Origin of the sequence: Tsukamurella pseudospumae, assembly GCF_001575195.1 — a bacterium.
GTDB lineage: Bacteria > Actinomycetota > Actinomycetes > Mycobacteriales > Mycobacteriaceae > Tsukamurella > Tsukamurella pseudospumae.
In genome coordinates this window covers 396,441-409,440 of sequence record NZ_LSRF01000001.1, presented here as the reverse complement: position 1 = coordinate 409,440, position 13,000 = coordinate 396,441, and the positions used below count along the sequence as shown (strand labels likewise).

Below are 13,000 nucleotides of genomic sequence, written 5' to 3'. Positions count from 1 at the left end.
CAGGATCGAGCCGTGAACCGCTCCACCGAACTGGCCCTCGGCGTCCTCGCCGACGAGCTCCTCGGCGACCCGCACCGCTATCACCCGGTGGCCGGGTTCGGCACCGCGGCACTGGCTCTCGAGGCCAGGATGTACGCCCCGTCGAAGTTCCGGGGCGCCGCCCACACCGCGATCCTCGTGGGCGGCGCCGCGGCGCTGGGGTACGCGGCGCGGAAGGTCCCCGGCGCCACCGCGATCGGCACGTGGGCCGTCGTCGGGGGAGCGGGACTGCGGAGGGTCGGCGCCACGCTCGGTGCCGACCTCGAGCGCGACGACCTCCCCGCCGCGCGAGCCCTGCTGCCGAGCCTCTGCGGCCGCGACCCGTCGGTCCTCGACACCGCCGGACTCGCCCGGGCCGCCACCGAATCCGTCGCCGAGAACACCTCCGACGCCGCGGTGGCTCCGCTGTTCTGGGGCGCCGTCGCAGGCCTCCCGGGCCTGCTCGCGTACCGCGCGGCGAACACGCTCGACGCCATGGTCGGCTACCGCAACGACCGGTACGCCGAGTTCGGCTGGGCGTCCGCCAGGCTCGACGACGCTCTCAACTACGTGCCCGCCCGGCTGGCGGGTGCCGTCACCGTCGCCCTGGCCCCGACGGTGGGCGGGGCACCGTCGGACGCCCTGCGCGCGTGGCGGAACGACGCACGCAAGCACCCGAGCCCCAACGCGGGCGTGGCGGAGGCGACGGCGGCCGGGGCGCTGGGGCTGCAGCTCGGCGGCTGCACGCAGTACGCGCACGGCGTGGAGCTGCGGCCGACACTCGGCGACGGCCGGGCGCCGGAGCCGGGCGACCTGCGGCGGGCAGCGGCCCTGTCGCGGAACGTCGAGTTCGGCGCGCTGGTCGCTACTGTCCTCTGCGTCCGTACCGGTCGGCGAGCCTGGCGGCGCGCGCGGCCTCGGGCGTGATCTCGGGCGCGTCCTCGACGACCTCGGCACCGTCGACCGGGGCGGAGGGGTCCGCCGTCCCCGCGTCGAAGACCGCCTTGTCCTCCCGGCGGCGCTTGACCTCGGCCCACACGAAGTAGCCGATCGCGAGCGGCGCCATGATCCCGAAGGCCAGCCACTGCAGGCCGTACGACAGGTACGGCCCGGCGTCGAGCATGGGCAGCGGCACGGGGTCGAGACCGCCGGGCTGGTCGTCGCTGAGGTTGAGGTATCCGGGGGCGAGGGTGATGCCCTGAGCAGGCCCGATGGCCGCCGGATCGATCGCGAACACCTGCAGGTAGCCGCCCTCGGTGCGCGGGCCCCGCGCCGGATCGGTCTGCTCCGGGGCGCGGATGCGGGCCTGGATCGTCACGACGCCCGACGGTGGCGGCGCGAACCCGGGCACCACGCCGCCGGTGGGCGTCGCGACGAAGCCGCGGTCCACGAGATAGGTCGCGCCGTCGTTCGCGGCGAACGGGACCAGCACCTCGTACGCGGGCTTGCCGTCCTGATTGCGGAGCCGGGCGAGGGACTGCTGGTCCGCGCGGTACTGGCCCGTGAGCATCACCTTGCGCCATTCCGCGTCCTTCGGGACCGCTGTGCGGCCGCCGAGCAGCTGCGCGGCGGGCACGGGGGCCGCGTTCACGGAGTCGGTGATGGCCTGGTTGCGATGGCTGGTGGAGCTGTTCTTACCGAGCTGCCAGGGCGCGAGCACCGACCAGCACAGGGCGGTGAAGGCCAGCGCGGCGACGGCGAGCGCGATCCACCGCGGCTGGAAGACCACCTTGACCCAATTAGGCAAGGCGCTCTCGCGTCCACTCGATCATGCCCGGCATCGAGGCCTCGACCTGCGCCAGCGTGGTGCGGAAGTCGTCGTGATCGCCGTAGAACGGGTCCGGCACGCTCTCGTGCGAGGCGTCCGGGTCGAAGCTGCGCAGGAGCCGGAGCCGTTCGTCGGGAACGCCGAGACCGCGCAGCGGAGCGACGTGCGAGCGGTGGAGCGCGACCACCAGGTCGGCGCCGAGATGGTCGTCGGTGATCTCCGCGGCGCGGTGCGCGGTGGGGTAGCCCGCCTCGGCGAGCACGTCCTGGGCACGGGCGTCCGCCGGGCTGCCCTCGTGCCATCCCTCCGTGCCGGCGCTCGTGACCCGCACCGCGGCGGCGAGCCCGGCGTCGGCCACCGCCTGCTCGTAGACGATCCTGGCGATCGGTGACCGGCAGATGTTGCCGGTGCACACGAACGTGACATGCAGCGGAGTACTCACCCCACCATCTTGCCCGAAGCCCCGGCGTGTGCCGATTTCCACTGGTGGGACTTCTTCGGGGCGGGTATCGTGGTGGCATGCCCGGGCAGTAGCCCGTGGACAGCGGCCCCGCAGCCATCCGGACGGTTGGTGAGCGGGGTTTCGTGTGTTCAGTGACGGTTCTACGCTGGCAGCCATGAAGCTGGCTGAGGTCATCGAGATGCTCGATCAGGCGTATCCGCCGCGACTCGCGGAGGGGTGGGACAGCGTCGGGCTGGTGTGCGGAGACCCGGCCGCCGAGGTCGAGCGGGTGCTCGTCTGCGTGGACGTCACCGGGGACGTGGTCGACGCCGCGCTCGCCCGCGGAGCGCAGCTGATCATCGCGCACCACCCCCTGTTGCTGCGCGGGGTGGACACGGTGGCCGCGAGCACGCCCAAGGGGGCGCTGATCCACCGGCTGATCCGCGGCGGTTGCGCCCTGTTCACCGCGCACACCAACGCCGACCGCGCGCGGGGCGGCGTCAACGACGCGCTGGCCGCGGCGCTCGGCCTCACCGTCACCGGCCCCGTCGAATACCTGGACACGCCCCTGCCGCTGGACCGGTGGGGCGTCATGGTCCCGCCCGCGCAGGCGGACGAGGTCCTGACCGCGATGTTCGAGGCCGGGGCGGGCGAGGTCGGGGAGTACTCCGAGTGCGCCTGGCGGGTCGACGGTGCCGGCCAGTTCCGGCCGGGCGCGTCGGCCGATCCGGCCATCGGCACGACGGGCGAGCTGACGCGGGTCACCGAGACGCGGGCCGAACTCGTGGCCGCCCGCGGTCGCCGCTCCGAGGTCCTGGCCGCGCTGCGCGCCGCGCACCCCTACGAGGAGCCGGCGCACGACGTGATCGAGCTCGTGGGCGGCGACCGGGAGTGGGGCCTGGGCCGCGTGGGCACCCTGCCCGAGCCGATGTCGCTCACCGCGTTCACCCAGCACGTGGCGAACGCCCTCGGCGCGCCCGCCCGGGCCGCCGGTGATCCCGACGCGCAGATCCGCACCGTCGCGGTGTGCGGCGGCGCGGGCGACTCGCTGCTGGGCGCCGTCGCGCGGCTCGGCGTGGACGCCTACGTGACGGGCGACCTGCGGCACCACCCCGTCGACGAGCACCTGCGCGCCGGCGGACCCGCGCTGATCGACGCCGGCCACTGGGGCACCGAGTTCCCTTGGTGCGCCGCCGTCGCCGAGCTGCTCTGGCCCTTCCTCGACGTCGCGGTGCACGAGCTGCCGACGGATCCGTTCACGGTGCGGGCCGCGCCGGCGGCGGATGCGTAGAGTGGCGCAGATGAACGCTGATCCGGCCGCTCAAAAATCCCTGCTCGACCTCGCCGGGGTCGACGCGGAGATCTCCCGGCTCGCCCACCGCGCCACGCACCTGCCGGAGGACGCCGAGATCGCCGAGCTCGAGAAGCGCGCGACGACCGAGCGCGACGAGTCCGTGCGCGTGTCGATCCTCGTCGAGGATCTCGACCGGGACATCGCCAAGGTCGAGAAGGAGGTCGAGCAGACCCGCCTGCGCGAGCGCAAGGACCGCGAGCTGCTGGCCTCCGGCGCCGTTCCGGCGAAGCAGCTCACGGAGATCGAGCACGAGCTGCGCGGCCTCGAGCGGCGTCAGTCCGTCCTCGAGGACGAGGAGCTGGAGCTCATGGAGAAGCGCGAGGCGGTCGAGCTCGACCAGCAGCGCGCCGAGGCAACGGTGAACGCCACGAACGACGAGATCGCCGCCGTCGCCCGTCGCCGCGAGGAGGCGATGAAGGACATCGCGGTCGCGCAGGCCCGCACCGCCGCGTCCCGCGCCGAGCTCGTGGCGACGCTCCCCGAGGACCTCGCCGCCGAGTACGAGCGGTGCCGGGCCGCGTCCGGTGCCGGCGCGGGGCTCCTGCAGGCCCGACGGTGCGGCGCCTGCCGTCTCGAGCTGGACCGGGGCTTCCTCGACGCCGTGGCGCGCAAGCCGGCGGACGAGGTCGTGCACTGCGACGAGTGCGGCGCCATCCTGGTGCGCACCTTCGAATCCGGCCTGCCGCAGGGCAAGCCGGAAGAGTGACCGGTGCACAGCAGCGCGGCGGCTGGACCGTCTCGGCGCACGAGCCCACCCGGCTGATCCTGCTGCGGCACGGCCAGACCCCGGCGTCCGTCGGTCGGCTGTACTCGGGCCGCGGCAATCCGTCGCTCACCGATCTGGGCCGCGAGCAGGCGCGCGCCGCCGCGGACCTGTTGCAGCACACCGACATCGACGCGATCCTGTCGTCGCCGCTGGACCGGGCCCGACAGACGGCGGACGCGGTGAACGCGAGCCGGGGGCTCACCGTCGAGGTCGAGGACGGGCTGATCGAGACGGACTTCGGTGCGTGGGAGGGGCTCTCGTTCGGCGAGGCCCGCGCGCGCGATCCCGAGCTGCACGGCCGCTGGCTGGGCGACACCTCCGTCGCGCCGCCCGGCGGCGAGAGCTTCGACGAGGTCCACGCGCGCGTCGCCGCGCTGGTGGAACGGGTCACCGTCGACCATCCCGGCCGCACCGTGCTGCTCGTCTCGCACGTCACCCCGATCAAGACGATCCTCCGCATCGCCCTCGACGTCGGGCCGCAGCTGCTCTACCGGCTGCACCTCGACCTCGCGTCGATCTCCATCGCCGACCTCTATCCGGACGGCGGGGCGTCGGTGCGGCAGGTGAACCGCACCGCCGGGCTCTGAGGGGCCGCACGGCGGGGTATCCTGGTCGGCGCGGACGAGCTGACCGGGCGGCCGCGGCATCGGGAACGGCTGGGCGACCAGTACGCCCGGGTCGAGGAAAGTCCGGACTCCACAGGGCAGGGTGGTTGCTAACGGCAACCCGGGGTGACCCGCGGGACAGTGCCACAGAGAACAGACCGCCCGGGCTCCGGCCCGGGTAAGGGTGAAACGGTGCGGTAAGAGCGCACCAGCGCGGCGGGCGACCGCCGCGGCTCGGTAAACCCCACCCGGAGCAAGGTCGAAGGCGCCACCTCACGGTGGCGCTGCGCACGTGCACGAGGGCTGCTCGCCCGAGCGTGCGGGTGGACCGCTCGAGGCACCCGGCAACGGTGTGTCCAGATGGATGGTCGCCACCCCGGCGCAGCGATGCGGCGGGGGACAGGATCCGGCTTACACGTCAGCTCGTCCGCCCACAATCGCCGTATTCGCGCGGGGGCCCGCGCGCCGGACCGGCGCTAACCTGGTCCGATGGATCTCTCCGTGCTCTCCTGCGGGCTTCGCGGGCACGTCACCTACGCGCCCGACGAGGCGGACCTGCGCGAGCGCGTCCGCACCGATACCCCCGAGGGCGAGGCCTGGCGCTGCCTGCGCTGCGACGACTTCGTCGTCGGCGAGCCGCACGGCTCCGGGCCGGCGGGTCGCGCACCGTCGGTCCCGCGCGGCCGGGCACTGCGGGACGAGCTGATCATGCGCTTCCTCGCGGTCGAGCGGGTGCTGCGCGGCCTCGTCTTCATCGCCGCCGGCGTGGTGGTGTGGCAGTTCCGCGACTCGCGGGTGCACCTGCGGGAGGTGTTCCGGGAGAAGCTGCCGATCCTCAACCAGCTGGGCTTCAACGTGGGCGATTCGAAGATCGTGCACACGGTGGACACGGCGCTCGGGCTGTCCGGCACGGCCCTCATGTGGATCGCCGTCGCCCTCGTCGCGTACGCGGCGATCGAGCTGATCGAGGCCGTCGGCCTGTGGCTCGGCCACCGCTGGGGCGAATACTTCGCGGTGATCGCGACCTCGGCGTTCCTGCCGCTGGAGATCTACGAGATCAGCGAGCGAGTCACCGTGCTGCGTGCCGGCGCGCTGCTGATCAACATCGCCGCCGTCGTGTGGCTGGTGTGGAGCAAGCGGCTGTTCGGGATCAACGGCGGCGCCGTGGCGTACCGCGCCGAGCGCGAATCGGAGAGCGTCCTGACGGTGCGCAGGGCCGGCGAGTAGGTTGCAGACGTGACCGAACCGACCGCCCGCGAGGCCGTGATCGCGCTGCTCGAGAACCTGCCCGGATCGACCGTCGACACCATCGCGCCAGGCGCGCTCGCCCCCGACGGGGTCACCCAGATCCCCGAGATCGCTTGGGGCGACACCTTCGTCTACTACACGCCGAACGGCGAGCCCGGCGTCATGCCCTACCTCACGATCATCACCAAGGACTATCCGGACGACGAGGACTCGCGCCTGGACCGGCCCGACGCCTTCCGGCTCAACGCGAACGTGGGCCGCGAGGCCTTCACCGAGCTGATCGGCTACCCGCCCGCCGAGCACGCCGCGCGAGCGGGGGAGTGGGACTACGCCGCCGACGGTGCCGTGCTCCCGCATCCGCTGTACGCCAAGCTCGGCTGGGTGTCGGTGGTGAACCCCGGGACCGGCCCGGAGGTCGCCGCGCTGATCGAGCGGGCGCACGCGCACGCGACAAATCGGTAGAAACCTGTCAGTGGGGCGAACTACCGTTGCCCCATGACACACGGTGAGAGCGGTGACTGGGCGATCGAGGCGATCGGCCTGGTGAAACGGTTCGGTGATTTCACGGCGGTGGACGGGGTGAGTTTCCAGGTGCCCCGCGGCTCCGTCCTCGGTGTGCTGGGGCCCAACGGCGCCGGCAAGACGACCACGGTGCGCATGATGACCACGCTGTCGCCGCCCACGGAGGGCACCGCGCGCATCGCGGGGTACGACGTGATCGAGAACCCGATCGAGGTGCGGCGCAACATGGGGCTCACGGGGCAGGCCGCCACCGTGGACGAGATCCTCACCGGGCGCGAGAACCTGGCGATGATCGGCGGGCTGTACGGCATCCCACGGGCCGTGCTCAAGCGGCGCAGCGCAGAGCTGCTCGAGCAGTTCTCCTTGACCGCGGCCGGTGACAAGCAGGTCAAGGCGTACTCGGGCGGCATGCGCCGCCGGCTCGACCTGGCCGTCAGCCTGCTCACCGCGCCGCCCGTACTGTTCCTCGACGAGCCCACCACCGGCCTCGATCCGCGCGCCCGCTCCGAGTTGTGGGACGTGCTGCGCACGCTGGTCGCGAACGGCACCACGCTGCTGCTCACCACGCAGTACCTGGAAGAGGCCGATCAGCTGGCGGACGAGATCATCGTGATCGACAAGGGCAGGATCATCGCGCAGGGCACCCCGCTGCAGCTCAAGGAGCGTGCGGGCGCCGCCAGCCTGGTGCTCACGGTGTCCGGCGCGGCGGATCTGCCGCAGGCCCGGTCCATCCTCGCGCAGCTGGGCGGCGAGGTCTTCGTCGACGAGGGGGCGCGGCGGGTCAGCAGCCCCGCGGGCGGCCTGGACGATCTGAACCGGGTCGCCGCGCTGCTCGCGGAGAGCGGGATCGGCGTGGACGATCTGGGGCTCTCGCGTCCCAGTCTCGACGACGTCTTCCTCTCGCTGACCGGCCGTCGCACCGAGACCGACACCACGAGCACCGAGGAGGCATCCGCATGACCGCCACCACCGAGCCCGGCGTCGGCGGCGTCGAGACGCATCAGACCAGCCTGTGGCAGCAGTCCTGGATCATGGTTCGCCGCAGCATGATCCACACCAAGCGCATGCCCGAGATGCTGTCGGACGTCACGATCCAGCCGATCATGTTCACCGTCCTGTTCGCGTTCGTCTTCGGCTCCGCGATCCCCACCCAGGGCGTGTCCTACCGCGAGTACCTGCTCCCCGGCATCCTGGGGCAGACGATGGTGTTCACCTGTTTCGTGGTGGCGGGCGGCCTCACGACGGACCTGGAGAAGGGCGTCATCGACCGCTTCCGGTCGCTGCCGATCAGCCGCGCGTCGGTCCTCATCGGGCGCAGCATCGCGAGCCTGCTGCACTCGTCGATCGGCATCGTCGTCATGTGTCTCACGGGCCTGGCCATCGGTTGGCGCATCCGCACGAACCCGGTGGACGCCGTTCTCGGCTTCCTCGTGCTCCTGATGTTCGGTTTCGCCATGATCTGGTTCGGCATTCTCGTCGGCTGCATGATGCAGTCCATCGAGGCCGTGAACGGCCTGATGTTCGCCAGCGTCTTCCCGTTGACCTTCCTGTCGAACGCGTTCGTGCCCACGGAGGGCATGGTCCCGGTCCTCCGCGTGATCGCCGAGTGGAATCCCGTGTCGTCGCTGGTCCAGTCCATGCGGGTGCTCTGGGGTAACGACATGCCGCTGCGGCCGGGGGCGCCCTGGTCGCTGGAGCACCCGGTGCTCGCCACCGTGATCTGGTCCGTCGCGCTCACTGCGGTCTGGGGGCCGCTCGCGGTGCGGGCGTTCAACCGGCGCACCGTCGATTAGGCTCGGGGCGTGATCGGAGAACCCCTGCCCCCGCGCATCACCGAGCCCGGCCGCCGCGCCGAGCTGCTCGAGAGCGGCGCCATCTACACCGCCCAGCGCTCCGTCCGGGGTGACGCCGTCAGCCCCGACCGCCGGCTCAAGTTCGACGGGGTGGCCCGGTACCTGCAGGACACCGGGCAGGACCACCTGCGCCACGTCGACTACGAGGACATCCACCCGTACTGGGTGGTGCGGCGCACCGTCATCGAGATCCTCGAGGGCGGCGAGCAGCCGGACATCCTCACCGTCGAGCGCTGGGGCTCGAAGATGGGCTCGCGCTGGTGCAACGTGCGGATCGGTATCGACGGGCAGAAGGGCACCCGGATCGAGACCGAGGCCTTCTGGATCAACTTCAACATCGACACGCTCACCCCGTCGGCGCTCAGCGACACCTTCCTCAGCACCTTCGGCGCGGCCGCCGAGCCCGGTGTGCTGCGCTGGAAGCAGTGGCTGGACCCGAAGCCGCACCCCGACGCCGTCGAGGTGCCCTTCCTGCTGCGCGCCGCCGATCTGGACATCATCCAGCACGTGAACAACGCCGTGTACTGGACCGCGCTGGAGGAGGCGCTGGCCACCCAGCCGGACCTGCGCGAGCGGCTGCCGCTGCGCGGGATCGTCGAGCACAACTCGGCGCTGCAACTCGAGGACGAGCCCCGGCTGCTGGCGCACCGCGACGGGGACGTGCTGTACGTGTGGTTCATGGCCGGGGACCGCACCGCCGCGGCGATGAGCGTCGAGGCGCTGGCGGAGTAGGCGCGTGCCCGGTATCCCGATGCGCGGCCCCGTCCCGTCCAGTGCCGTCGACTTCGGCGCGGTCCGCACCGAGTTCGAGCTGGTCGAGGAGTTCCCCGCCGAGGCGCAGGCCCAGGCCGACGCTGCGGCGGATCTGCTGGCCGCGGGGCGCGCGGACCGTCGGGACATCGAGTTCGTGACCATCGACCCGCCCGGGTCCATGGACCTCGACCAGGCCGTCCACATCGCGGCCGACGGCGACGGCTACCTGGTGCACTACGCGATCGCCGATGTCGGCGCCCTGGTCGAGCCGGGCGGCCCGCTCGAGGCGGAGACCCGCCGACGGGGCCAGACGATGTACCTGCCCGACGGCTCGGTCCCGCTGCACCCGCGGTCGCTGTCGGAGGGCGCGGGATCACTGCTGCCCGAACAGGACCGGGCCGCCGCGCTGTGGGAGATCCGGCTCGACGCCGCGGGCGAGGTCCGATCCGCAACCGTGCGGCGCGCCGTCGTCCGCTCGCGCGCCCGCCTCGACTACGCCGGGGTGCAGGCCGATTTCGACGCCGGCCGGGTGCATCCGAGCATCGTGCTGCTGCCCGAGGTCGGGAAGCTGCGGGCGGCGTGGGGCCGCGCGCACGGCGCCATCGACTTGCGGCTTCCCGCCCAGGAGGCCGTGCAGGGCCCCGACGGTTGGACCGTGCGGATCGAGCCGCGCACCGACTTCGACGCCCACAACGCGCAGATCTCGCTGCTCACCGGCGTGTGTGCGGCCGCGATCATGCTCAAGGCCGGCGTCGGGCTGCTGCGCACCCTGCCCGCCGCGCCCGCCGACGCGGTCGAGGATCTCCGCCGCGCCGCCACGGCCCTCGGGCAGGAGTGGCCGGCGGGGGTCGTCGTCGGCGACTTCCTGGCGGGCCTGGACGTGAGCACCCCGCAGGGCCTGGCCGTCATGACCGATGCGGCGCGCCTGCTCCGCGGCTCCGGCTACGCCGCGTTCGGCACCGGCGCAGCGCCGCAGCCGCCCGAGGACGCCGGGCACGCGGGCGTGGGTGCGCCGTACGCGCACGTCACAGCCCCGCTGCGCCGGCTCGCCGACCGGTACGCCACCGAGGTGTGCCTCGCCGCGTGCGCCGGCCAGCCCGTCCCGGACTGGTCCCGCGGCGCGCTCGACGAGGTCGCCGAGATCATGCAGCGCACCAACTCCCTGGCCAACAAGGTGGATCGGGCGTGCATCGACCTCACCGAGGCGGTCATCCTCGCCGACCGGGTGGGGGAGGACTTCACCGCGATCACGATGCGCGAGGACCAGGTGCTGCTCGACGATCCGGCGGTCATCGCCCCGTGCACCGGTGGGCCGCCGGAGGGTGCGCGGGTCACGGTTCGCCTGGAGACGGCGGACGTGGCCGCCCGAAAGGTGTCCTTCGCGTACGAGAAGCGCTAGTTTGAGACCATGAGCCGCCGCCTCGTCCTCGTTCCCGCCCTCGCAGCCCTGGTCGCCCCGCTGGTGCCGGCGCTCGTCGCCGCTCCCGCATCGGCCGCGCCCACGTGCGCGGACTACACCTTCATCGGCGCCGCCGGCTCCGGGGAGGGACGCGAGGCCGGCGGACTGGGCCCGACGGTCAACTCCGCCGCGCAGGCCTTTGCAGGCCGGGTCCGGGCGGCGGGCAAGACGGTGGCGATCCGCCCGATCTACTACCCCGCCGCGCCGGTGCCCACCAGCCTGGACAAGCTCGGCGGATTCCTGGCCAGCATGAACACGGGCGCGGCGAACACGCAGGGCGATGCGGACATCGTCATCAAGGCCTGCCCGTCGACGAAGATCGTGATGGTCGGCTACTCCCAGGGCGCCGCCGCGGTGCACCGCGCCCTGCAGCGCCTCGGCGACAAGAAGCAGATCGTGGCCGCCGGCCTGATCGCCGATCCGGACCGCATCCCGAACGACACGACGCGCTACCTCGGCACCGCACCGCGGACGCAGGGCATGGCGCAGGCCTCGGCGATGATCAGCGGCGCGAACCCCGCCCCGCTGCCGGCGCGTACCGGCAGCCGCACGATCACGATCTGCAACACGGGCGATCCGGTGTGCCAGTGGACGGGGAACCTCAGTGACGCGGTGGTGGACTCGCACACCTCGTACTCCGGAGCCGACATCGGCGGCCGGGTCGCGAGTATCGCCGGGCTGTAGGTCGCGGCGCCCCTAGCGGAGCTTGCGGAGCAACGCGGGGAGGCTGTCGCGGGCCTGCGCGGCCCGCCACTCCTCGACGGCGTCGACCCGGCCGAGCCGGAACGCGATCGACGGGTCGATCGTCTCCGCCGCGAGGCCGGCGATGGCGTCGCGGGCGATCGTGGCGTCCTGGAACTCGCCGAGCCGGCTCTGCACCTTCGCCAGGCCCTTGACCTCGGACCGCAGGTCGCCGCGCACCACCGGGTCGGCGACGGCCGACGCGTAGCGCAGCCGCTTGGCGTGCTTGCGGATCGCGTGCACGTCGTGGTCGGTGCACGCCGGATCGGCGAGCAGGACGACGGACTGCCGGGCGAAGGACCGGATCCGCTTGTCCAGCAGCGGCGCCAGGCTCTTCGATGCCTGCTGATCGGCCCGTTCGCGCAGCGGCGGGTCGGCGATGAACGCGTCGATCGCGTCCAACAGCACGAAGTAGCGGTCGGAGTCCAACGCCAGGTCGACCCGGCTCCAGCCGCGCGCCTCCGCCGCGTGCTGCCGCTGCGCCAGAGCCGCTCCGGCGCCCCCGAACTCGCCGCCCGCGTCGAGGGCTTCGAATCGCTGGGCGAGCACCTCGGCATCGCGCACGGCGCCGAGGATCGATGCCAGCAGCTTGAGTTCCGAGCTCAGCGCGGCACGCGCGGGCCCGTCGAAGAACCCGGAGAACTCGGTGAGGACGCTGCGCAGCTGCCGCGTGGCGATGCGCATCTGGTGCACCGAATCCTCGCCGCGGGCACGAACTCTCGGGTCCTCTCGCAGCAGCTTGTCCCGGTAGGCCGCGAGCGCGGCGGTCAGGAGCTGCCCGGCGGTCGCGTGCGCGATCTTCTTCGGCAGGTCGACGGGTCCCCGGGTCACGTCGGCGTCGATGGCACGGGCCAGCTTCGACGCGGCGTCCGGCCGCTCGCCGCCCGCGGCGCGTAGCGCCTTGTCGACGGCGAGCGCCGTCTTGCGGCCGAGAGCAGTGTCGGGAACCTCGAACTCCCACTCGCGCCAGGTCTTCTCGGGGCCGTCGGGGAGCAGGGAGACCGAGTGCACGTGGTCGTCGACGAACTCGCCGAGGAGCTCCCCGTCGACCGCGTGGCAGTAGGTCGTGTGCCGCTCGTTCTCGACGATGGCGATGGGGGCGAGAGCGCGCCCGCGCACCAGGGCGCGGACGCGCTTGACCAGATCCTCCGGAACGTCCTCGGAGGTGCCCGCCGGGACGTCGCCCGCAGGCGCGCCGGCCGCCGAGTCGCCCAGGGGCACGGTCACCTCGCGACGGTCGGCACCGTCGGGCAGCTTGAGGTGCCACCCGTCGTCCTTGCCGCCCGTGCGGCGGCGCAGCGTGATCCGATTCGCGGCCAGGTCCAGGGCATCGGTGTCGTAGTACACCGCCACCAGGTGGAAGACCTCGTCGGTCGTGACGTGGTCGACACCGGTCACCGCCGTCAGCGCGGGCGCGACGGTGTCGGCAGCGACCTCGTACTTGGTCTCGATCTCACGCTGCTCCGGCATC

Annotated in this window: 14 protein-coding genes and 1 other RNA gene; 12 read left to right on the top strand and 3 right to left on the bottom strand. The window is 72.7% G+C overall.

Annotated features, from left to right (window positions below; genetic code table 11):
• Positions 1–12: 12 nt before the first annotated feature.
• Positions 13–945, top strand: coding sequence for a cobalamin biosynthesis protein (locus AXK60_RS01860; protein ID WP_068569273.1), 933 nt, complete (start codon positions 13–15; stop codon positions 943–945).
• Here AXK60_RS01860 and AXK60_RS01855 read toward each other — a convergent pair.
• Together AXK60_RS01855 and AXK60_RS01850 are read right to left on the bottom strand one after the other, a co-directional pair.
• On the bottom strand, positions 884–1,765 hold the full coding sequence (locus AXK60_RS01855; protein ID WP_068569272.1) for an SURF1 family cytochrome oxidase biogenesis protein: 882 nt from the start codon (positions 1,763–1,765) through the stop codon (positions 884–886). The two genes, AXK60_RS01860 and AXK60_RS01855, sit on opposite strands and share 62 nt — an antisense overlap.
• Positions 1,758–2,228, bottom strand: a complete 471-nt coding sequence (locus tag AXK60_RS01850) for a low molecular weight protein-tyrosine-phosphatase (RefSeq protein WP_068569271.1) — start codon at positions 2,226–2,228, stop codon at positions 1,758–1,760. The genes AXK60_RS01855 and AXK60_RS01850 overlap by 8 nt, the downstream gene beginning before the upstream one ends.
• Before the next feature lie 175 nt (positions 2,229–2,403).
• Here AXK60_RS01850 and AXK60_RS01845 point away from each other — a divergent pair, with 175 nt between their 5' ends.
• From AXK60_RS01845 to AXK60_RS01795, 11 genes are all read left to right on the top strand, one after another.
• Positions 2,404–3,519, top strand: a complete 1,116-nt coding sequence (locus tag AXK60_RS01845; protein ID WP_068569270.1) for a Nif3-like dinuclear metal center hexameric protein — start codon at positions 2,404–2,406, stop codon at positions 3,517–3,519.
• Between the two features lie 10 nt (positions 3,520–3,529).
• Positions 3,530–4,288, top strand: coding sequence for a zinc ribbon domain-containing protein (locus AXK60_RS01840; RefSeq protein ID WP_068569904.1), 759 nt, complete (start codon positions 3,530–3,532; stop codon positions 4,286–4,288).
• Entirely contained in the window at positions 4,285–4,935 is a 651-nt protein-coding gene (locus AXK60_RS01835) for a histidine phosphatase family protein (protein WP_068569269.1), read from the top strand. The genes AXK60_RS01840 and AXK60_RS01835 overlap by 4 nt, the downstream gene beginning before the upstream one ends.
• A gap of 35 nt (positions 4,936–4,970) precedes the next feature.
• An RNA gene (gene rnpB, locus AXK60_RS01830) (RNase P RNA component class A) lies at positions 4,971–5,383 on the top strand.
• 59 nt (positions 5,384–5,442) lie between these two features.
• Positions 5,443–6,180, top strand: a complete 738-nt coding sequence (locus tag AXK60_RS01825) for a DUF2127 domain-containing protein (RefSeq protein WP_068569268.1) — start codon at positions 5,443–5,445, stop codon at positions 6,178–6,180.
• 9 nt (positions 6,181–6,189) lie between these two features.
• A complete protein-coding gene (locus AXK60_RS01820; protein ID WP_068569267.1) occupies positions 6,190–6,663 on the top strand; it encodes a DUF6194 family protein in 474 nt (157 codons plus the stop codon).
• 33 nt (positions 6,664–6,696) lie between these two features.
• Positions 6,697–7,683 carry an ATP-binding cassette domain-containing protein gene (locus tag AXK60_RS01815; protein WP_068569266.1) on the top strand — a complete coding sequence of 329 codons (987 nt, stop codon included), beginning with the start codon at positions 6,697–6,699 and terminating at the stop codon, positions 7,681–7,683.
• Positions 7,680–8,516, top strand: coding sequence for an ABC transporter permease (locus AXK60_RS01810; RefSeq protein ID WP_068569265.1), 837 nt, complete (start codon positions 7,680–7,682; stop codon positions 8,514–8,516). Before AXK60_RS01815 ends, AXK60_RS01810 begins: the two co-directional genes overlap by 4 nt.
• Positions 8,517–8,525: 9 nt before the next feature.
• Positions 8,526–9,308: an acyl-[acyl-carrier-protein] thioesterase gene (locus AXK60_RS01805; protein ID WP_231855595.1), complete on the top strand. Its 783-nt coding sequence runs from the start codon at positions 8,526–8,528 to the stop codon at positions 9,306–9,308.
• 19 nt (positions 9,309–9,327) lie between these two features.
• Entirely contained in the window at positions 9,328–10,728 is a 1,401-nt protein-coding gene (locus AXK60_RS01800; RefSeq protein ID WP_068569264.1) for an RNB domain-containing ribonuclease, read from the top strand.
• 9 nt (positions 10,729–10,737) lie between these two features.
• Entirely contained in the window at positions 10,738–11,472 is a 735-nt protein-coding gene (locus AXK60_RS01795; RefSeq protein ID WP_068569263.1) for a cutinase family protein, read from the top strand.
• 12 nt (positions 11,473–11,484) lie between these two features.
• On the opposite strand, the gene AXK60_RS01790 is transcribed toward AXK60_RS01795, so the two are convergent.
• Positions 11,485–12,999, bottom strand: coding sequence for a CYTH and CHAD domain-containing protein (locus AXK60_RS01790; protein WP_068569262.1), 1,515 nt, complete (start codon positions 12,997–12,999; stop codon positions 11,485–11,487).
• Position 13,000: the final 1 nt, after the last annotated feature.

Coding starts and splice junctions, on each gene's coding strand:
- AXK60_RS01840 (WP_068569904.1), top strand. CDS start 3,530: ATGAACGCTGATCCGGCCGCTCAAAAATCCCTGCTCGACCTCGCCGGG.
- AXK60_RS01825 (WP_068569268.1), top strand. CDS start 5,443: ATGGATCTCTCCGTGCTCTCCTGCGGGCTTCGCGGGCACGTCACCTAC.
- AXK60_RS01845 (WP_068569270.1), top strand. CDS start 2,404: ATGAAGCTGGCTGAGGTCATCGAGATGCTCGATCAGGCGTATCCGCCG.
- AXK60_RS01800 (WP_068569264.1), top strand. CDS start 9,328: ATGCGCGGCCCCGTCCCGTCCAGTGCCGTCGACTTCGGCGCGGTCCGC.
- AXK60_RS01815 (WP_068569266.1), top strand. CDS start 6,697: ATGACACACGGTGAGAGCGGTGACTGGGCGATCGAGGCGATCGGCCTG.
- AXK60_RS01795 (WP_068569263.1), top strand. CDS start 10,738: ATGAGCCGCCGCCTCGTCCTCGTTCCCGCCCTCGCAGCCCTGGTCGCC.
- AXK60_RS01790 (WP_068569262.1), bottom strand. CDS start 12,999: ATGCCGGAGCAGCGTGAGATCGAGACCAAGTACGAGGTCGCTGCCGAC.
- AXK60_RS01810 (WP_068569265.1), top strand. CDS start 7,680: ATGACCGCCACCACCGAGCCCGGCGTCGGCGGCGTCGAGACGCATCAG.